The organism is Phyllobacterium sp. RCAM01083 (assembly GCF_055685835.1).
This window is the reverse complement of record NZ_JBVFZN010000003.1, coordinates 360,340-378,259: the sequence shown is the minus strand read 5'-3', so window position 1 is coordinate 378,259 and position 17,920 is coordinate 360,340. Positions and strand designations below refer to the sequence as shown.

The 17,920-nt window shown below is 59.6% G+C and carries 15 protein-coding genes; 11 read left to right on the top strand and 4 right to left on the bottom strand.

All coding sequences use genetic code 11. From position 1 onward, the window contains the following. Positions 1 to 95: 95 nt before the first annotated feature. The 6 genes from ACZ25R_RS03310 (at position 96) to ACZ25R_RS03285 (ending at position 5,966) form a co-directional block, all read left to right on the top strand. The gene (locus ACZ25R_RS03310; protein ID WP_346308006.1) at positions 96 to 764 is read left to right on the top strand and encodes a GntR family transcriptional regulator; all 669 of its coding nucleotides are present in this window, start codon (positions 96 to 98) and stop codon (positions 762 to 764) included. A gap of 172 nt (positions 765 to 936) precedes the next feature. Next, positions 937 to 1,941 (top strand): biotin synthase BioB, encoded by a 1,005-nt coding sequence (gene bioB, locus ACZ25R_RS03305; protein WP_472460034.1) that lies wholly within the window; start codon positions 937 to 939, stop codon positions 1,939 to 1,941. Beyond that, complete coding sequence (locus ACZ25R_RS03300) at positions 1,938 to 3,083, top strand: 8-amino-7-oxononanoate synthase (protein WP_472460033.1); 1,146 nt, start codon at positions 1,938 to 1,940, stop codon at positions 3,081 to 3,083. The genes bioB and ACZ25R_RS03300 overlap by 4 nt, the downstream gene beginning before the upstream one ends. After that, on the top strand, positions 3,080 to 3,718 hold the full coding sequence (gene bioD, locus ACZ25R_RS03295) for a dethiobiotin synthase (RefSeq protein WP_472460032.1): 639 nt from the start codon (positions 3,080 to 3,082) through the stop codon (positions 3,716 to 3,718). The genes ACZ25R_RS03300 and bioD overlap by 4 nt, the downstream gene beginning before the upstream one ends. Continuing rightward, entirely contained in the window at positions 3,715 to 4,995 is a 1,281-nt protein-coding gene (locus tag ACZ25R_RS03290; protein WP_472460031.1) for an adenosylmethionine--8-amino-7-oxononanoate transaminase, read from the top strand. The genes bioD and ACZ25R_RS03290 overlap by 4 nt, the downstream gene beginning before the upstream one ends. Beyond that, positions 4,992 to 5,966 (top strand): beta-ketoacyl-ACP synthase III, encoded by a 975-nt coding sequence (locus tag ACZ25R_RS03285; protein WP_472460030.1) that lies wholly within the window; start codon positions 4,992 to 4,994, stop codon positions 5,964 to 5,966. The genes ACZ25R_RS03290 and ACZ25R_RS03285 overlap by 4 nt, the downstream gene beginning before the upstream one ends. Before the next feature lie 32 nt (positions 5,967 to 5,998). On the opposite strand, the gene ACZ25R_RS03280 is transcribed toward ACZ25R_RS03285, so the two are convergent. Beyond that, a complete protein-coding gene (locus ACZ25R_RS03280) occupies positions 5,999 to 6,658 on the bottom strand; it encodes a TetR/AcrR family transcriptional regulator (protein ID WP_464664799.1) in 660 nt (219 codons plus the stop codon). A gap of 103 nt (positions 6,659 to 6,761) precedes the next feature. Here ACZ25R_RS03280 and ACZ25R_RS03275 point away from each other — a divergent pair, with 103 nt between their 5' ends. Genes ACZ25R_RS03275 through ACZ25R_RS03265 form a run of 3 tightly spaced genes read left to right on the top strand, consistent with a single transcriptional unit; the run spans position 6,762 to position 12,075 of the window. Continuing rightward, complete coding sequence (locus ACZ25R_RS03275) at positions 6,762 to 7,907, top strand: efflux RND transporter periplasmic adaptor subunit (RefSeq protein WP_464664800.1); 1,146 nt, start codon at positions 6,762 to 6,764, stop codon at positions 7,905 to 7,907. Continuing rightward, positions 7,904 to 8,989, top strand: coding sequence for an efflux RND transporter periplasmic adaptor subunit (locus tag ACZ25R_RS03270; protein ID WP_472460029.1), 1,086 nt, complete (start codon positions 7,904 to 7,906; stop codon positions 8,987 to 8,989). Before ACZ25R_RS03275 ends, ACZ25R_RS03270 begins: the two co-directional genes overlap by 4 nt. Then, complete coding sequence (locus tag ACZ25R_RS03265) at positions 8,986 to 12,075, top strand: efflux RND transporter permease subunit (RefSeq protein WP_472460028.1); 3,090 nt, start codon at positions 8,986 to 8,988, stop codon at positions 12,073 to 12,075. Before ACZ25R_RS03270 ends, ACZ25R_RS03265 begins: the two co-directional genes overlap by 4 nt. 82 nt (positions 12,076 to 12,157) lie before the next feature. Here ACZ25R_RS03265 and ACZ25R_RS03260 read toward each other — a convergent pair whose 3' ends face one another. The 3 genes from ACZ25R_RS03260 to ACZ25R_RS03250 form a co-directional block, all read right to left on the bottom strand. Continuing rightward, positions 12,158 to 13,246: a porin gene (locus ACZ25R_RS03260; protein WP_223614722.1), complete on the bottom strand. Its 1,089-nt coding sequence runs from the start codon at positions 13,244 to 13,246 to the stop codon at positions 12,158 to 12,160. Between the two features lie 592 nt (positions 13,247 to 13,838). Beyond that, a complete protein-coding gene (locus ACZ25R_RS03255) occupies positions 13,839 to 14,771 on the bottom strand; it encodes a helix-turn-helix domain-containing protein (protein ID WP_223614723.1) in 933 nt (310 codons plus the stop codon). Positions 14,772 to 15,068: 297 nt separating this feature from the next. After that, entirely contained in the window at positions 15,069 to 15,626 is a 558-nt protein-coding gene (locus tag ACZ25R_RS03250; RefSeq protein WP_223614724.1) for a TetR/AcrR family transcriptional regulator, read from the bottom strand. 238 nt (positions 15,627 to 15,864) lie between these two features. Here ACZ25R_RS03250 and ACZ25R_RS03245 point away from each other — a divergent pair, with 238 nt between their 5' ends. Further along, complete coding sequence (locus ACZ25R_RS03245) at positions 15,865 to 16,119, top strand: hypothetical protein (protein ID WP_223614725.1); 255 nt, start codon at positions 15,865 to 15,867, stop codon at positions 16,117 to 16,119. 364 nt (positions 16,120 to 16,483) lie between these two features. After that, entirely contained in the window at positions 16,484 to 17,530 is a 1,047-nt protein-coding gene (locus ACZ25R_RS03240) for a glutamine synthetase beta-grasp domain-containing protein (protein ID WP_464664804.1), read from the top strand. The last annotated feature ends 390 nt before the right edge of the window (positions 17,531 to 17,920 follow it).

Genomic DNA, 17,920 nt, shown 5'->3' with positions numbered 1-17,920 from the left:
AGAAGCCGCTCATTTGCGATGAGAACTGATTGATTGCGCCGGTAAAACGCGGCCGCGGGCTCGACAGGGGATATGAAGCAAAATAACTATGAACCATGACCGCAGCCAACGAAGACACCATCGCCAATCGCATTAGCCGCATCCTTGCGGACAGGATTGTGACCGGCCAATTGGAGCCGGGCGCAAAGCTGCGGCAGGATCATGTGGCGGAAGAATTCGGCGCAAGTCATGTCCCGGTCAGGGAAGCCTTCCGCAAGCTCGAAGCGCAGGGCCTTGCCGTCAGTGAGCCGCGCCGGGGCGTGCGCGTTGCGTCGTTTGACCTGGCCGAGGTGCGCGAGGTCGCACTGATGCGCGCCGAGCTTGAGGGGCTGGCGCTCCGCCACGCTGCGCCGCACCTGACATCGTCCATTCTGGAAGAGGCCGAACAGGCCACCGTTGCGGGCGATAATTCCCGCGACGTGCGCTCCTGGGAAGAGGCGAACCGGCGTTTCCATCGCCTGATTCTCACGCCATGTGCGATGCCGCGTCTCCTGGCGGCCATCGATGACCTTCATTCGGTGAGCGCGCGCTTTCTGTTTTCCGCGTGGCGATCGGAATGGGAAGTTCGAACCGACCACGATCACAGGGCGATCCTGGGTTTCCTGCGCCAGGGCAATATCGAGAATGCCGTTGCAGTCCTCGAGCGGCATGTGCAGTGGATCGGGCAAAAGCCGGTCAAAAGCCCGACGGGTTCGACCCGCGACGTTTTCGCCATCGTCGGCTGACCAGGACAGTACGTCGCCTGCGTTTCGATTTTTGAGCAGACAAACACTTCCGCTTGTGCCGGCCGTTCACGACGGTTGCATTTTTGTATGCGCCTTATAAAATTATAGATAATTTATGATTCTATCTATAATAAGCCATTGGATGGCGCAGAGCATACGAGGCCGCACGCAAATGTTGAAAGTTTCCCCGCAGAAGCCAGAAGATTTTACGTCCGCTAATGATGTGGAGGAGCGATGGAGCATTGATGAAGCTAAAAAAATCTATAATTTGCCATTCAATGATCTGCTGTTCGAAGCGCAGACGGTGCACAGGCGGTGCTTCGATCCCAATGCCGTCCAGTTGAGCAAGCTGCTGTCGATCAAAACAGGCGGATGCCCTGAAGATTGCGGCTATTGCAGCCAGTCGGCGCATTATCCCACCGGGCTCAAGGCCTCAAAGCTTCTGCAGGTCGAAAAGGTTGTCGCGGAAGCGCGCAAGGCACGTGACAGCGGCGCAACGCGATATTGCATGGGTGCGGCATGGCGAGGTCCCAAGGACCGCGACATCGGCATGATCGTTGCCATGGTCGAAGGTGTCCGTGCGCTTGGCATGGAAACCTGCATGACACTGGGCATGCTCTCGCCGGAACAGGCCGCAAGGCTCGCCGACGCCGGTCTCGACTATTACAATCACAACATCGATACGTCGGAGCGTTTCTACAGCGCGATCATCAGCACCCGCAGCTTCGCCGATCGTCTCGAAACGCTGGCGCATGTGCGCGATGCCGGGATCAAGGTTTGCTCGGGCGGCATCCTTGGCATGGGCGAGACGGTCGACGATCATATCGCCATGCTGGTTACGCTGGCGAACCTGCCCGTGCCGCCCGAGAGCGTGCCGATCAACATGCTGATCCCCATTCCAGGATCGAAGCTGGCCGACGCTGCCCCGGTGGACCCCATCGAATTTGTCCGCGCCATTGCCCTTGCCCGTATCCTGATGCCCGAAACCCATGTTCGTCTCTCCGCCGGCCGCTCGGACATGAGCGACGAGATGCAGGCCTTGTGTTTCCTTGCCGGCGCCAATTCGATCTTTGTCGGCGATACGCTGCTCACCACCGAAAACCCCGGCGAGGACCACGATGCGGCCTTGTTCCGCCGGTTGGGGCTGAAGGCTATGCCGCTGGGTGCGTCGCAGTGATGTCCGGCTTTCTCGCCGGTTACGGCAAAACCCTGGCCGGGCTGGAACGGAGGGGAAGGCGACGTTCCCTCATGCCGCTTGGCGGGATCGATTTTACCTCCAACGACTATCTCGGCTTTGCCCATTCGCAGCGCATCAGAAGCGCCATCACCGCCGCGATGGAGCGCGGCGTCCCGGCCGGATCGGGCGGCTCGCGTCTCCTGCGCGGAAATCATGCGGAACATGCATTGCTGGAAGAAGAGGCGGCGGCCTTTTTCGGCTCACAGCGGATGCTGTACTTCTCGACCGGTTACGCGGCCAACGCTGCGCTGTTTTCAACTTTGCCGCAGCGCGGCGATCTCATCGTCCACGATGCGCTGATCCATGCAAGCGCGCATGAAGGCATTGCCGCGAGCCGCGCGCAGGCGGTGGCGGCGCGGCACAATGATGTCGGGAGCTTCGAAAATGAATTGGCCAAGTGGCGCAAGGCGGGCGGAAGCGGCCATGCCTGGATCGCAGTGGAAAGCCTCTACTCCATGGATGGGGACCGCGCGCCGCTTGCTGAACTTGCAGCGCTTGCGGACCGCTATGACAGCTTTCTTGTCATCGACGAAGCGCACGCCACCGGCGTGTTCGGCGACAACGGCCGTGGTCTCGCCACCGGGCTGGAGCGGCGCGACAATGTTGTCCTCCTGCATACATGCGGCAAGGCGCTGGGGGTATCCGGTGCGCTCCTGGGGGCAAATGCGGTCGTCTGCGATTACCTCGTGAACCGCGCCCGGTCCTTCATCTATTCCACCGCCCCGTCCCCGCTCATGGCCGCAGGGGTGCGCGAGGCGCTGAAAATGCTTGCCGAGGAACCGCGGCGCCGGCTGGACCTGCGCCGCCTTTCGACATTTGCCCGGTCATATCTGGCAGAAACAATCGGCATGGGCGGCAGCGGCTCGCACATACTGCCCATCATGATCGGCGGTACGATCCGTGCATTGCGTATCGCCGAACGCATGCGCGCGGAAGGGTTCGACATCCGCGCGATCCGCCCGCCGACCGTACCCGAAGGCACCGCGCGATTGAGGGTTGCGATCACCTTGAATGTGGACGAGACCGCGATTTCCCGGATGCTGGATTGTCTGAAAATAACCCTTGCCGAGGAGGCCGCATGACGCAGCGTTTTGTCGTGACAGGAACAGATACCAATATCGGCAAGACAGTCTTTTCCGCCGCATTGGCCGATGCGCTCGGCGCTTGTTACTGGAAACCGGTCCAGGCCGGTCTTGAGGGGGAAACGGACAGCGAGGCTGTCATGCGTCTCGGCGGGATACCGGCCGGAAGGATCATTCCCGAGGCATGGCGCCTGCGCACGCCTGCCTCTCCGCATCGCGCGGCCCGGCTGGACAATGTCGAGATACAACCGGAATTGCTGACCCCGCCCTCGATCGCGTCGCCGCTGATTGTCGAGGGTGCCGGCGGTGTCATGGTTCCGCTGACGGAAACCGTGGTGTTTGCCGATGTCTTCTCCCGCTGGCGGATGCCGGTCATTCTGTGCGCCCGCACGGGATTGGGGACGATCAACCATACCTTGCTGTCGCTGGAAGCCTTGCGGCAGCGCTCGGTGCCGGTTTTCGGTGTCGTCTTCATTGGCGATGAAGTTGCGGATACCCAGCATATCATCGGCGAACTGGGACGGGTCCGTTGCCTCGGGCGACTGCCACTGCTTGAAGCCGTGACACCCGAAGCGCTGCGTCAAGCCTTTCGCGATCATTTCGACATGGCGCATTTCCGGACGGTAACCGCATGACCGGCTCCCTCGTATCCTCGCCGGTCTGGCATCCTTTCACGCAGCACGCGCTTGAACCCGCGATGAAACGCATTGTCAGAACGGAGGGAGCCTGGCTGTTCGATGCGGAAGGCAATGCCATCCTTGATGCGATTTCCTCCTGGTGGGTCATCACGCACGGGCACCGGCACCCACTGATCATGGAGGCGATCCGCACCGCCTGCGACAGCTACGACCAGATCATCTTCGCCGAATTCACCCATGAACCGGCGGAAAAGCTGGCGCGCGGCCTGCTGGCCGTGGCACCTGCGGGCCTCACCCATGTGTTCTATTCGGACAGCGGGTCGACCTGCGTGGAAGTGGCGCTGAAGATGGCGCTCGGCTTCTTCCATAATACCGGTGCGCCGCGCTCGCGCATTGTCGTCATGGAGGACGGCTATCACGGCGACACGATTGGAACCATGTCGGCGGGGGAGCGCGGTGTCTTCAACGCGGCCTACCAGTCGCTGTTGTTCAGCGTCGACCGTTTGCCGTTTCCCTCGCCCGGCCACGAACAGGCCACGCTCGATGAATTTGAAAGGCTGTGCCGGAGCGGTCAGGTCGCGGCATTGCTGGTCGAGCCTTTGGTGCTCGGGGCAGGGGGCATGCGGATGTACCCGGCCTTTTTGCTGGCCGAACTGAAGCGGATTGCCGAGCGGCATGGCACGTTGCTCATCGCCGACGAGGTGATGACGGGCTGGGGGCGTACGGGAACGCTCTTTGCCTGCAATCAGGCTGGCATCGCGCCGGACATATTGTGCACGTCAAAGGGCTTGACGGGCGGTGCCTTGCCGCTAGCCGCCACGCTGTGCACGGCGCCGGTTTTTGATGCGCATCTGTCGACAGACCGCAGCCGGATGTTTTTTCATTCGAGTTCCTACACCGCGAACCCGATTGCCTGCGCAGCGGCCCTCGCAAACCTTGCCGTGTGGGAAAACGAGCCTGTCGAGGCGCGTATTCAAGCGCTGGAAGCCATGCATCGCGGGAAACTCAAACGGTTCGCCGCAGATAACCGATTCAGCAATGTGCGGCAGACGGGTACGATCGCGGCGCTTGATCTGGACGTTCCTGCGTCGGGTTATCTGTCGGATGCCGGACCAAGACTGCGGGCGTTCTTCCGCTCCCGGAACCTGCTGATCCGCCCGCTTGGCAACATCATCTATCTGATGCCGCCCTATGGCGTGGAGGAGCGCGATCTTGATCGTGCCTATGACGCGATTGACGAGGCAGCGGACCTGTTTGCGGCAGGCAGGCGATGAGCCGTGTCATCGGTTTGGGTCACTACGTTCCGGAGTGCCGCGTGGAAAACGCGGAGATAGAGGTCAACCTTGGGCTCGAGCCCGGCTGGATCGAGCGAAGAACGGGTATCCGCACCCGGTACTGGGCAAGGGATGGCGAACTGCTCACCGATCTCGCCACAAAGGCCGGACAGTCGGCACTTGATGACGCCGGGCTGCAACCGGCCGATATCGCCTTGACGCTGCTTGCCACGTCAACGCCCGACCATCTGCTGCCACCGTCGGCGCCGCTGCTTGCGCATCGGCTCAAGCTCGTCAATTCGGGTGCCGTGGATCTTGCCGGCGCCTGCTCGGGTTTCCTCTATGCGCTGACGCTGGCAGACGGCTTCGTGCGCACGCAGAAGCGGCCGGTTCTCGTGGTTGCCGCCAACATCTTAAGCCGCCGCATCAACCCGGCGGAACGGGCCAGTGCCGTCCTCTTTGCCGATGCGGCAGGTGCTGTCGTTCTGGCGCCATCGGCAGAGCCGGGTACGGGCCTGCTCGGTGTGGATTTGGCCGCCGATGGCAGCCACTATGATTTGATCTCCATTCCCGCCGGCGGTTCGAAGACGCCTTTTTCGCCAGACATGGCGGTGGCGGACTGCCTGATGACCATGCGTGACGGCAAGGAAATGTTTGCGCAGGCCGTGCACATGATGACGCGCTGCGCCGAACGGGCAATGGCGGATGCGCGTATTGGCCCGCAGGACGTCAGCCGGTTCGTGCCGCATCAGGCCAATGCGCGTATTTTTGATCTTGTCAGCGGCAATCTTGGCATTGATGCCGCGCGGACGGTCCGCACCATAGCGGCTTATGGCAATTCCTCGGCAGCCACCATTCCGCTGTCCCTATCGCTGGCGCAGCGTGACCGGCGATTCATGCGGGGTGAACGGCTGTTGCTGACGGCTGCCGGTGCGGGCCTGACCGGCGGCGCCGTTGTCTGGGGCACTTAGACAGGTGTCCGAATGAGCCGCCTTGAGCGGTGCTATTTCTGAATGTTGCGCATGATCATGTCGTAATGCGCGTTCACATAGTCGTCGAGTTGCGGCAGGTTGGTCTGGCAGTCCAGCAGTTTGTCGATCGTCAATGTCAGTGCCGGGCTGAGCAGGATATGGCTGCTCTCGCTGGTCGCGGCTCCCGGCCGGAAAACACCTTCCCGGACGCCCTTTTCAATGAGGTTCTGAAACATGGTCAGCATGGGAAGGACAAACTCATTGTAGTGAGCCATTGTCAGTTCGGGAAAACTCCGGCCGTCGGAAATCAGAAAGCGCAGGATTTCCCGCGAGTAGGGATTGACGGTCATGTGCTCGTAAACCGTATCGAGGAAAAGCCGGATGAGCTCATGCGGCGGGCGGTTCTGATGCTCGCTCAGGAACTGCTCTTCGTTGAAAATCGGCTGCGAGAGCTTGCGCACGACATCGTGAAACAACTCTTCCTTGTTCTGGAAATACAGATAGATCGTGCCTTTGGTAACGCCTGCCCGCCGCGCCACATCTTCGATGCGCGTGGCGGTATAGCCGCGCTCGACGAACTCGTCGAAAGCCGCATGCAGGATCTCCTGCGGGCGCTGTGCCTTGCGGCGCGCCCGCACGCCGGGGGCGGTGTCCGGCCCGGTTGTGCTTGACGCATTTTTTATTTCGGCCATGATTTCATCCAATGGAGCCTTGAAGTCGACTTGGACAACATTATACATTGACTGAACGATCAGTCAATAATATACCCGTCACACCTTTTCATGGATTGGTTGAATGATGCGGCCTGACTTTTTCTCCTCCGGATTTGTGGTTGAGCGCCAGCGGCAACGGTATGATGTGTCTGCCGTGCCCAGGCTGCTGGTGATGATTTTAGGGCTTGCCCTGCTGGCCGGTTGCCAGCCGAAAAAAGCGGCCGAACAGAAGCCGCCGGCCCAGGTGAATGTCGCCAAGATCGTGTTCACGGATTATGCGCAGAGTGTTTCGGTAACCGGTGAAATACGGGCAAAGATCGACAGCAATCTTTCGTTCCGGGTGAGCGGGAAGGTGACCGAACGGCTTGTGGACGTGGGTGACCATGTCGCTGCCGGCGACGTCCTGGCGCGCATCGACCCGACCCAGCAGCAGGCCGACGTTGCCGCGTCCGACGCGGCGGTCCGTTCCGCCGAGGCGCAGTTACGTCAGACCACCTCCGCCTTCGACCGGCAAAAAGCGCTGCTCGCACAGGGTTTCACCACGAGGAGCGCCTATGACAGCGCCGAAGAAGCCCAGCGCACGGCACAGGGTTCGCTCGATGCAGCCAGGGCGCAATTGCAGACATCGCGCGAAACTCTGTCCTATACCGAGTTGAAAGCCGACGCTTCCGGCGTGGTTACCGCGCGCAATATCGAGGTGGGGCAGGTGACGCAGATCGCATCGACTGCGTTCACGGTGGCGGTGGATGGTCCGCGCGACGCGATTTTCAATGTCTATGAGGGACTGGTCACGCGCAGTATCGGCGATCAGCAGATCCAGATTGTTCTGTTCGACAACCCCGCCATAACGGCCACAGGCATTATCCGCGAAGTCTCTCCGACGGTGGACGATGCCTCCGGCACCGTGCGGGTCAAGGTCGCGGTGCAAAACCCGACGCCTCAGATGGCCCTTGGTTCCGTGGTGATCGGAACGGTCAAATTGCCGGCCGTCAAGGCGGCTGTCTTGCCATCGTCGGTCTTGACCTCGGACAATGGCAAGCCGGCCGTTTGGGTCGTCGATCCGCAAACAAACGCCGTCGGCCTGCGCGACGTGACCGTGACGGCGTACGAGTCGCTGTCTGTCGCGATCGGCGGCGGATTGCAGGCCGGCGAACAGGTGGTGACGACAGGCGGAACGCGGTTGCGGCCAACCGAGATTGTAGCAATCAAGAGTGGTGATCCGTCATGAGGCGTGTTCTCGTTTATGGCGCAAGCCTTGTCAGTCTGGGTATCGCTCTCAGTGCCTGCCAGAAGGAAGGCGACGCCAAGCAGCCGGATGTCGTGCGTCCGGTTCTGTCGACCGTCGTCAAATCGCAAACCCTGCAGGTCCGGGGATTTGCCGGCAAGATAGAACCGCGTTTTGAAACCCAGCTCGGCTTCCGCACCCTCGGGCGCATCGTGCGCCGTGACGTGTCCGTCGGAGACCAGGTTTCGAACGGGCAGGAGATCGCGGCAATCGATCCGCTCGCGCTGGAACTGGCGGTGCAGGCGGCGCAGGCGAACCTGTCGTCCACCAAGGCCCAGCTTGCCAACGCCGCGTCGACGGCCGACCGGCAGAAGGCGCTCCTCAGCCAGAATTCGGCGACGGAGGCTGTCGTCGATCAGGCGCAGCAGGCCTATGAAGCCGCCGTCGCCTCGGTTGTGCGCTCGGAAGCTGACCTGACGAAGGCGCGCGAAGAACTCGGCTATGCGGTGCTGCGGTCCGATTTCGACGGCGTGGTGACGTCCCTGCAGGCCGATGTCGGACAGACCGTGACGGCCGGCCAGCTGGTGGCCGTCGTTGCACGCCCTGATGTCCGTGAGGCGGTGGTCGATATTCCCGAAACGGTGGCTGGCGCGATCGAGGCGGGAAGCAGGTTCGGTGTCTCCCTGCAGACCGATCCGACAATACAGACGGCAGGTGTTGTCAGGGAAATCGCACCGCAGGCGGATGAAGCCACGCGCACGCGCCGAACCCGCATCACGCTGCAGCAGCCGCCGGAAGGGTTCCGCTTGGGGACCACGGTGACAGCTTATCTCACCACCGCAGCGGATCCGCGCATCCGCATTCCGGCAACGGCAATCCTCGACAAGGATGGCAAGGCGTTCGTGTGGCTGATCGATGAAAAGCAGGCGGCGGTTTCGGCCAGGGAAGTCAAGCTGGAAGACCGCACCAATGCGGACGCCATTGTCGTGTCCGGACTGACCGACGGTGACCGGATCGCCACGGCCGGGGCGCATAGCCTGATCGAAGGCCAGAAAATCAAGATGACTGACGGGAATCCGCTATGAAGAAGTTCAACCTCTCGGAATGGGCGCTCGATCACCGGTCTCTCGTCTGGTATTTCATGATCGTTTTCACGATTGCCGGGATTTTCTCCTATCTCAATCTCGGCCGCGAGGAAGACCCGAACTTCACCATCAAGACCATGGTGATCTCGGCCCAATGGCCGGGAGCCTCGGTCGAGGACACGACGACACAGGTCACCGAGCGGATTGAAAAGAAGCTCGAGGAACTCGATACGCTGGACTATACCCGCAGCGTCAGTTCGCCGGGATCGACGACGATTTTCCTCAACCTCAAGGATACGGTGCGCGGCGATGCCGTCACGCAGACCTGGATTCGCGTCCGCAACATGATCCGCGATCTTTCCCCGCAGTTTCCGCAAGGGGTCGTCGGGCCGTTCTTCAATGACCAGTTCGGCGATGTCTATGGCAATGTCTACGGCTTTACCTCCGACGGGCTGAGCCGGCGGCAACTGCGGGATTACGTGGAGGATGTCCGGCGGAAAATCCTGACGGTTCCCGACGTCGGCAAGGTCGAGCTCGTGGGTGCGCAGGACGAGGCGATCTATCTGGAGTTCTCGCCCAAGCAGGTCGCGGCCCTCGGGCTGGACCAGCAGGCCATCATCAGCACCTTGCAGGCGCAGAATGCAATCACCCCGTCGGGCGTCATCGAAACCGGCCCTGAACGGGTGATGATCCGGGTGAACGGCCAGTTCGTGTCGGAGAAGAGCCTGCAGGCCATCAATCTTCGCGTCAATGACCGCTTCTTCCGGTTGAGCGATGTCGCGCGGGTTACCCGCGGTTATATCGATCCGCCGACCAGCCTGTTCCGCGTGAACGGCAAGGAAGCCATCGGTCTTGCCATCGGCATGAAGCCGAACGGCAACCTCCTGAAGTTTGGCGAACACCTCAAGGCGCAGATGCAGCAGATTACGGCGGATCTGCCTGTGGGCGTTGGCGTCAATCTGGTTTCGGACCAGCCGCAAATCGTCGAGGAGGCGGTATCCGGCTTCACGCGCGCCCTGTTTGAGGCCGTCGCCATCGTGCTGGCGGTCAGCTTTGTCAGCCTGGGCATGCGTGCCGGTTTCGTGGTTGCGCTGGCCATACCGCTTGTCCTGGCGATCACCTTCATGGTGATGGAATATATGGGCATCTCGCTCCAGCGTATTTCACTGGGCGCGCTGATCATCGCGCTGGGCTTGCTCGTCGATGATGCGATGATCGCCGTCGAGATGATGGTGGCGCGGCTTGAGGCAGGGGACAATCTGCGCAAGGCCGCCACCTATGTATACACGCACACTGCCTTTCCGATGCTGACCGGTACGCTGGTGACGGTGTCCGGCTTCATTCCCGTTGGCCTCAACAGCAGTGCGGCGGGTGAATTCACTTATACGCTGTTCGTCGTGATCGCTGTATCGCTGGTTGTTTCGTGGATCGTGGCAGTCATCTTCACGCCGCTGCTCGGCGTGACGCTGCTGCCGAAGACCATGAAGAACAAGCACGAGAACCCCGGCCGGTTTACCCTGTGGTTCCAGCGTATTCTCCTGCTCTGCATGCGGTTCCGCTGGGTGACCATTGCCGCGACCGTCGTGATTTTCGCGGTTTCCCTGTACGGAATGGGTCATGTCCAGCAGCAGTTCTTTCCCAACTCCGACCGTCATGAGCTGATTGTCGACTGGAACCTGCCGCAGAATGCCTCGATCCTTGAAACCAAGGCGCAGATGGACAAGTTCGAGGCGCAGCAACTGGCCGGCAACGCCGATATCGATCACTGGAGTTCCTATGTCGGGCAGGGTGCCATCCGCTTCCTCCTGTCATTCGACGTGCAGCCGTCAAATCCGTTCTTCGGGCAGACGGTGATCGTGACGAAGAGCCTGGAGGCACGCGACCGGCTGCGGACGACGTTGCAGGCATGGCTGAAGAACGAGTTCCCAAGCACCGACGCCTTTGTCCATCTGCTGGATATCGGACCGCCGGTCGGCCGTCCGGTCCAGTACCGTGTCAGCGGGCCGGATGTGCAGAAGGTGCGCGACTACGCCCATGATATGGCCAATCTGGTTGCCGGCAATCCATCCATCGGCGACATTACCTTCGATTGGAACGAACCTTCCCGCGTCATCAAGGTCGACGTGCTGCAGGACAAGGCGCGTCAGCTCGGGATCACCTCGGAATCGATTGCCTCGTCGCTCAATGCCGTTGTCGGCGGTTCGACGATCACGCAGGTCAGGGATTCGATCTATCTGATCAACGTGGTCGTGCGCGCCCGCGCCGATGAACGCGGCTCGATCGACCAGCTTCGCAACATCCAGCTGACGACCAGCAACGGCCAGTCCGTGCCGGCTGCGGCCGTTGCAAACTTCCGCTACGAGTTGGAGCAGTCGGTGGTATGGCGCCGCGCGCGCCAGCCCACCATAACGCTCAAGGCCGGTATCGTCGGCGACCTTCAGCCGGCAACAGTGGTGACGCAGTTGGCGCCCAAGGTCGCCGAGTTCGCAGGCAAGCTGCCGCCGGGTTACGGTGTTGTCGTGGGCGGTGCGGTGGAAGAAAGCGGCAAGGCCCAGGCGCCCATCGCAGCCGTTGCTCCGCTCATGCTGTTTGCCATGGTGACCCTTTTGATGATCCAGTTGCAAAGCTTCCAGCGGCTGTTCCTGGTCTTTGCGGTTGCGCCTCTGGCCATCATCGGCGTCGTTGCCGCGTTGCTCTCCAGCAATTCTCCGCTTGGCTTCGTGGCTTTGCTGGGCGTCCTGGCGTTGATCGGCATTCTGATCCGCAATTCCGTGATCCTTGTCGTGCAGATCGAGGATCTCCGGCGGGAAGGCAAGGATCCGTGGAGTGCCGTGGTCGAAGCGACGGAGCATCGCATGCGGCCGATCATGCTGACGGCAGCCGCGGCCAGCCTTGCGCTGATCCCGATTGCCCGGGAAATATTCTGGGGGCCGATGGCCTATGCCATGATGGGCGGCATTATCGTGGGTACGGTGCTGACGCTTCTGTTCCTGCCTGCACTCTACATCGCGTGGTTCCGCATCAAGGCGCCCGATAATACTGTTCCGCCCGCGGGGCATCAGGAACCGGCAAGCGTGAATGCATGATTGGTTGAAGCGGGCGGAGCCAGCTTTCCGCCCATAAAAAAACCGGGGCCTTGCGGCCCCGGACAATCAGCTTCTGCGATGACTAGAAATTGCGCTGGAAGCGGATGATACCACCGAAGGCATCGTCGTTGCCGCCATGGGCAAGGGAGTAGTCCTTACGTGCGCCGTCAAACTTGGTATAGTTGAGTTCCGGTGTGATCGTGAAGCCGGGAACAAGCTCGTAAGCCACGTTCAAAGCAGCGGCAATCGTGCCCTGTTCTTCGTAAGCAACCTGCGCATTGACGGTTGCCTTGTCGGTAACCTTGGCAGCCAGGCCGCCCCAGATGGCGTAGTCGCCTTCCCATGTGCCGAACCAGTTGCGGTTGACATTGGTGTTGAAGGACTGGTCGTCATAGTTGGTCTGGTAGGCGCCCATCACCCAGGCGGAAACCGTATCGGTGAACTTGACATCCAGACGAGCCTTGAAGCCCCATTCTTCCACGGCGGAGTCATAACCGGCGATACCGGAGATCGTTCCCCAGCCCTGTTCGTACTTGGCGCCCACGAGCACGTGGGGCATGTAGTCATCGATGCGGTAATCGTAACCCTGATCCACTTCGCCCTGCTCGGCGGCGATGATCGCCGAGAAGCCATTCCCGGCGTTATATGTGTAGCTTATCTGGTTGCTGGCAAAGCTGTTGTACTGGATCACGTCGTCATTGATGATGTTACCGGCATATCCGACCCACGAGCCGAAGATTTCGTCGGCCACGCCGACGCGGAAGCCGCCCAGTTCGATAAAGGCCTGCGGAATGGACGCGCCATCCTGATTGCCATCGGTATACTGGAAACGCGTCTGGATGTAGGAGCGCAATGTGCCAAGTTCGGTTTCCGTCCGGGCATCAAAACGCACCTCGGCACGGGCACGCTTGTAATAGGTGTCGTTCTGGCCGCCCATGTGTCCGCCCTTGTAGGGGTCATCACCGCCGCCGGCATCGTAGCGCATGTAACCGCCGATCTTCAGGCATGTCTCGGTGCCCGGGATATAGAAGAAGCCGGCACCATATGCGTCACACACTTTGACGTACTCGACGGCTTCTGGTTCAGCGACAACAACTGCATCTGCAGCGCGAGCTCCCGATACTGCAACAAGTGCAGCGGCAGAGCCGAGAAGAAGAGTTTTGATATTCATGTCGATCTCCAGTGAAGGATCATTGTTCTAGGGCAAGCCAAATTCGCAGTGCCTCACTTATGTCTTACTTTGGTACCCTTTTGGTCAAAGGACATAACTGGTGGTATATTGCTACCAGACGTAATGTTGCCAATTTGCACCAGTCGCCCGGACGCAAAATGCCGTCATGGCGTGTCGGCCTTGTCTTTCCGGCTGCGCGAAACGCCCAGCCGGCTTACTGTTTTTCGATGCAAATCAAATCTTTGTAAGGTCCGCGTCTCGCCAAAGGACACCGACGAATCCCGTTCAGGAAAGCCGCAATTTTCCGCAAATGTCGCGGGAAAGCCGCATCCGGCGCAATGTGGCGGCGCAAAGTTGGTAGCAAAAAGCCACCAGTTTTATCCTTTGACTGCCTGGAAAATCAGATGCAACGTGAACCGGCAAATTCTCGTTCACGCGGCAAGACTGCGTTGAACAGGAAGGCAAATGAGTTCAATTGATCTCCAGTCAATGCTCAACGACCCTGCCTTTCCAAGGGGCAGGGTCATTTCTTTTGAGCATGATGGTCGAGATCGGGTGGCGCGGCGCGTGCGCTTTCCGCAAGCGAAGGTCTTCAGGCGTTGCGATCTATGGGCAACAGATCGTAATCCCCGTTGGCAAGATGAATGTCGAATTGGGCGCGCGCTATATGGGCGGCGACCATGTTTTCGAAGACATCATTGAGGGTCGGCAATATCTCGATCTGCCGGCCGCCGTCTTCCAGCAAGCGCACCAGCCCTTCCGCTTCGGCCCGTTTCATAAGCCGGCGAATATGGGTGCGTGACACGCCGAAAAGATTGCCGATTTCATCATAGGGAAAGCTGACGATATTCTCCCTGTCTGCCGGTTGCTGCTCCTTCATTGTCATCAGCTTGCAGAGCAGGACTCCGCCGCCATCGCTGATGGCGAAGAGTTGGGAACTGTGCAGGTTGGAAATCATGGTGCTGACATTGAGCAGCGAATGCAAGCTGGAGGCGAAATAGCGTTCGAGGAAGCCGTCCGTGCCGTCGATCAATTGCTTGTAATGTCTCGAAGGAAACAATTTGTCGGCCGCAGCAATGGCAACGCCGACAATCCTACGCATGCCGGATATCAGCTTGTCCGTCGGCTGGATCAGATGGTTCCGGTGGTCGGTTTCGTCGAGCACGCGGCTGACGAGCCCGATATTCTCCAGAAGATCGATTGTCGCCGAGGTGGTGTTCTTGCTGCAGAGCTTCAGGCTCGACGTTATGTTCTGGATGCTGGAAATGGTTGCGCCGTGATGTCCATTGTCGCGCGTGAAATGCAGTGCGAGAATCGACATGCAGATGACTTGCCGGGCGACATTCGCCATGACCTTGTTGGCCATGTAGCGGCCTTCAAAAATTCCGACGGCGTCGTCCGCATAGTCCGCCGCTGCTTCGCTGAAATTGGGATGCTGGCGCAGGATCGCGACGCGCTGCAGCAGCCACTCGGAACGTGTTTCATGACTTATGAAGGGAAGGGTTTCGGGCATCCGGTCGTTCATGAAGGCTATTCCCATTCGATTGCCACTCCGTCTGGATTTGCACCAGTGTCGTTTTGCCCTTTGCGGGCAGTTGGTTCGGCGGGTGTCGGGGAGCCCTGTCCTGATCACGCAATGTACATGCTCCTGCGATGAACGCTGATAACAAGTGCGTGAATCAAACGGCATGCCTTGCGTGTGGTCTGGCTTCCCCGGGTGCAGACATTGCCTTCACCCCGCGCAAGCGGTCTTGCCTGTTGCGCGACTGGTCTCGGCGGGATGGTCAGGTTTGGGACGGTAAAGACAGGGCGTCCATAGCCGTTACTTGGCGGAATAGGCGGCAATCATGGCGTCGCACGCCCGCTTCAACTGTTGCTGAGGGCCTTCCACGCCAGCACTTTGGCCGCACACGCGGGCCCCCTCGACAAGCAGCACAAGCGCATCCGCCAATTGTTCGGCCTGTGTGACCCCTGCCATGCGGCAAAGATCGATCAGGCGCTGCTTGTGCACTTTCTTGGCATCGACGATCACTTTGAAAGCGGGGTGATTCGCTTCCTTGAGTTCAATGGCGGCATTGGCCAGGTCGCAGCCGCGCGGGTCACTGAACACGCATTCGGCGGCTTCATGAATCCAGCCGCGTATCTGCGCCAGCGGATCATCCGGAAAGGCCGTTTCCAGATCGCGCCAGATCTGTTCGCGCCGGGCGGAAACCTGTTTGAGGCACTCGCAGATCAGGTCGTCCTTCGATCCGAAGTGGCGATACAGCGTCATCTTATTGGAATCGGCGGCCTCGGCAATTGCGTCGACACCAACGCCCTTGATGCCCTGCTGGCGAAACAGCTCGATGGCACTGGCCACGATGCGGGCGCGCGGCGGCATTCGGCTGCCGTCGGATTCCCCTGATATAACAGTATCGTGAGGTTTCGAAATTTCCTGCGTAGGCGCGCTTGACATAGATGTTACCGTCCAGTAACTATGGGTTGTTACTTACCGGTAACACGCATTTGGTTCTCATGTCAATTTTTCAAATTGGTGTTCGGGCCGACGCCTTACAAAAGTACTGATTTACCATTCTATTCGTTATTGCGGCGCCGTTGCCGCGCAGAAGGAGAGCATCATGCCACAGACATATGCCGATCTTACCCTTGCTGAAGCTTTATCAGATCCCATGATCAACGCCGTCATGCGCGCTGACCATGTGACCCGCAGCGAGCTTGAACTCCTTATGAAATCTGTGGCGCGAAAAAATATCGAGGCTGTCGCATCCAACAATTGGCAGCGCCCGTTTACGGTGGATCAACCCGCAGTATCCAAGAGCCTGCTTGCCATGGGCGCGCGCGTTCGCTCGGCCTGCTGCGAAGGGTCCGTTTAGCGTTCGGGTTGGAGTTCGGGCAGTCCACGGATTGCCAATGCAAATGATCGCCGGCAGTTCCCATGGGAGCTGCCGGTTTTGTTTTGCAGCAAGCGATGCTGCACAGGATTTTCGCAGTTGCACAAAATATCGGCAGACAATGTGCAATTGTTGAGCGCGGCTGTCTGCCTTGGTGGCCCGGTTTTGTTTGCTGGCAAGCTATCATTTGCTGTTTTTACGCCTCCGGGCGGGGCCGCAATTAAGCCTCCGTCGAAAGTGGCACGCAAATTGCTTTGGCTAGTGTATCCGCAGGTGATGGCGCACGATTGGGCGCAGCACCCGCAAAAAGGATCAGCACGCACAACTACCTATGAGAGAAGCCATAATGACAAAATACAAACTCGAATACATCTGGCTCGACGGTTACACGCCGGTCCCCAACCTTCGCGGCAAGACGCAGGTCAAGGAATTCGATGCTTTCCCCAAACTGGAACAGCTGCCTCTCTGGAACTTTGACGGAAGTTCGACGATGCAGGCCGAAGGCAGAAGTTCGGACTGTGTTTTGAAGCCGGTTGCCGTCTATCCGGACAGCGAGCGCAAGAATGGCGTTCTCGTGATGTGCGAAGTGATGATGCCCGATGGCAAGACACCGCATCCTTCCAATACGCGTGCAAGCATCAATGACGATGAAGGCGCATGGTTCGGGTTCGAACAGGAATATTTCCTCTACAAGAACGGCCGCCCGCTCGGTTTCCCCGAGGCCGGCTTTCCTGCACCCCAGGGCCCCTATTATACGGGCGTCGGCTACAGCAATGTCGGCGATGTCGCCCGCAAGATCGTCGAAGAACATCTCGATATCTGTCTTGCTGCCGGTCTGAACCACGAAGGCATCAATGCCGAAGTGGCCAAGGGACAGTGGGAATTCCAGATTTTCGGCAAGGGCTCCAAGAAGGCCGCGGACGAAATCTGGATGGCGCGCTATCTCCTGCAGCGTCTGTGCGAAAAGTACGGTATCGACGTCGAATACCATTGCAAGCCGCTCGGTGATACCGATTGGAATGGTTCCGGCATGCATGCCAACTTCTCGACGGACTATATGCGCGAAGTCGGCGGCAAGGATTATTTCGAACAGGTCATGGCTGCGTTCGAAACCGCCTGCGACGAGCATATTGCCGTCTACGGACCGGACAACCATCTGCGTCTGACCGGCAAGCACGAGACCCAGTCCATCCATCAGTTCAGCTATGGCGTTGCCGATCGCGGTGCGTCGATCCGCGTGCCGCACAGCTTTGTCGCCAATGGCTATCGGGGCTACCTCGAAGATCGCCGTCCGAATTCCCAGGGCGATCCCTACCAGATCGCGTCGCAGATTCTGCGCACGATCGCATCGGTTCCGGAGCCGGTCGAAGACAGGCTCGCTGCCGTCGCTTAAGTTGTTCGGGCATGGCGCGGGTTTTCTCGCGCCATGCCGCTTCCCTCGGATGAGCGATGCCAATCGATCGAGATCCGAAGTCGGCTGCAGGCCTGTTCGCAGCCAACCCTTTGCCATACCTCCGGTAGAATATGAACTCACTTGCAATCAGTAAGTGAGAAGATCATGCTGTGTTTGCAATGCCATGGATCAATCATGCCGGGTCACGCTGATGCGCAATTCACCTGCAAATATTCCTGGAAGCGAGACATTTTCAGCCACAATCGACGTGCAGATTCCACTTGATGACTTCGAGTGGTGCGTTGAAAATGCGCTTCACTCCCCAGGGACGGGAGGCATCAAGGCATTGTTAAACCGGAACGCATGGTGCGTGCCCGGGGGAAACGCGAA

Excerpts from the sequence above, each read along its gene's own strand:
- ACZ25R_RS03285 (WP_472460030.1), top strand. The coding sequence starts at position 4,992 with ATGAGCCGTGTCATCGGTTTGGGTCACTACGTTCCGGAGTGCCGCGTG.
- ACZ25R_RS03260 (WP_223614722.1), bottom strand. The coding sequence starts at position 13,246 with ATGAATATCAAAACTCTTCTTCTCGGCTCTGCCGCTGCACTTGTTGCA.
- ACZ25R_RS03265 (WP_472460028.1), top strand. The coding sequence starts at position 8,986 with ATGAAGAAGTTCAACCTCTCGGAATGGGCGCTCGATCACCGGTCTCTC.
- bioD (WP_472460032.1), top strand. The coding sequence starts at position 3,080 with ATGACGCAGCGTTTTGTCGTGACAGGAACAGATACCAATATCGGCAAG.
- ACZ25R_RS03280 (WP_464664799.1), bottom strand. The coding sequence starts at position 6,658 with ATGGCCGAAATAAAAAATGCGTCAAGCACAACCGGGCCGGACACCGCC.
- ACZ25R_RS03290 (WP_472460031.1), top strand. The coding sequence starts at position 3,715 with ATGACCGGCTCCCTCGTATCCTCGCCGGTCTGGCATCCTTTCACGCAG.
- bioB (WP_472460034.1), top strand. The coding sequence starts at position 937 with ATGTTGAAAGTTTCCCCGCAGAAGCCAGAAGATTTTACGTCCGCTAAT.
- ACZ25R_RS03310 (WP_346308006.1), top strand. The coding sequence starts at position 96 with ATGACCGCAGCCAACGAAGACACCATCGCCAATCGCATTAGCCGCATC.
- ACZ25R_RS03275 (WP_464664800.1), top strand. The coding sequence starts at position 6,762 with ATGATGCGGCCTGACTTTTTCTCCTCCGGATTTGTGGTTGAGCGCCAG.
- ACZ25R_RS03245 (WP_223614725.1), top strand. The coding sequence starts at position 15,865 with ATGCCACAGACATATGCCGATCTTACCCTTGCTGAAGCTTTATCAGAT.
- ACZ25R_RS03240 (WP_464664804.1), top strand. The coding sequence starts at position 16,484 with ATGACAAAATACAAACTCGAATACATCTGGCTCGACGGTTACACGCCG.
- ACZ25R_RS03270 (WP_472460029.1), top strand. The coding sequence starts at position 7,904 with ATGAGGCGTGTTCTCGTTTATGGCGCAAGCCTTGTCAGTCTGGGTATC.
- ACZ25R_RS03255 (WP_223614723.1), bottom strand. The coding sequence starts at position 14,771 with ATGAACGACCGGATGCCCGAAACCCTTCCCTTCATAAGTCATGAAACA.
- ACZ25R_RS03250 (WP_223614724.1), bottom strand. The coding sequence starts at position 15,626 with ATGCCGCCGCGCGCCCGCATCGTGGCCAGTGCCATCGAGCTGTTTCGC.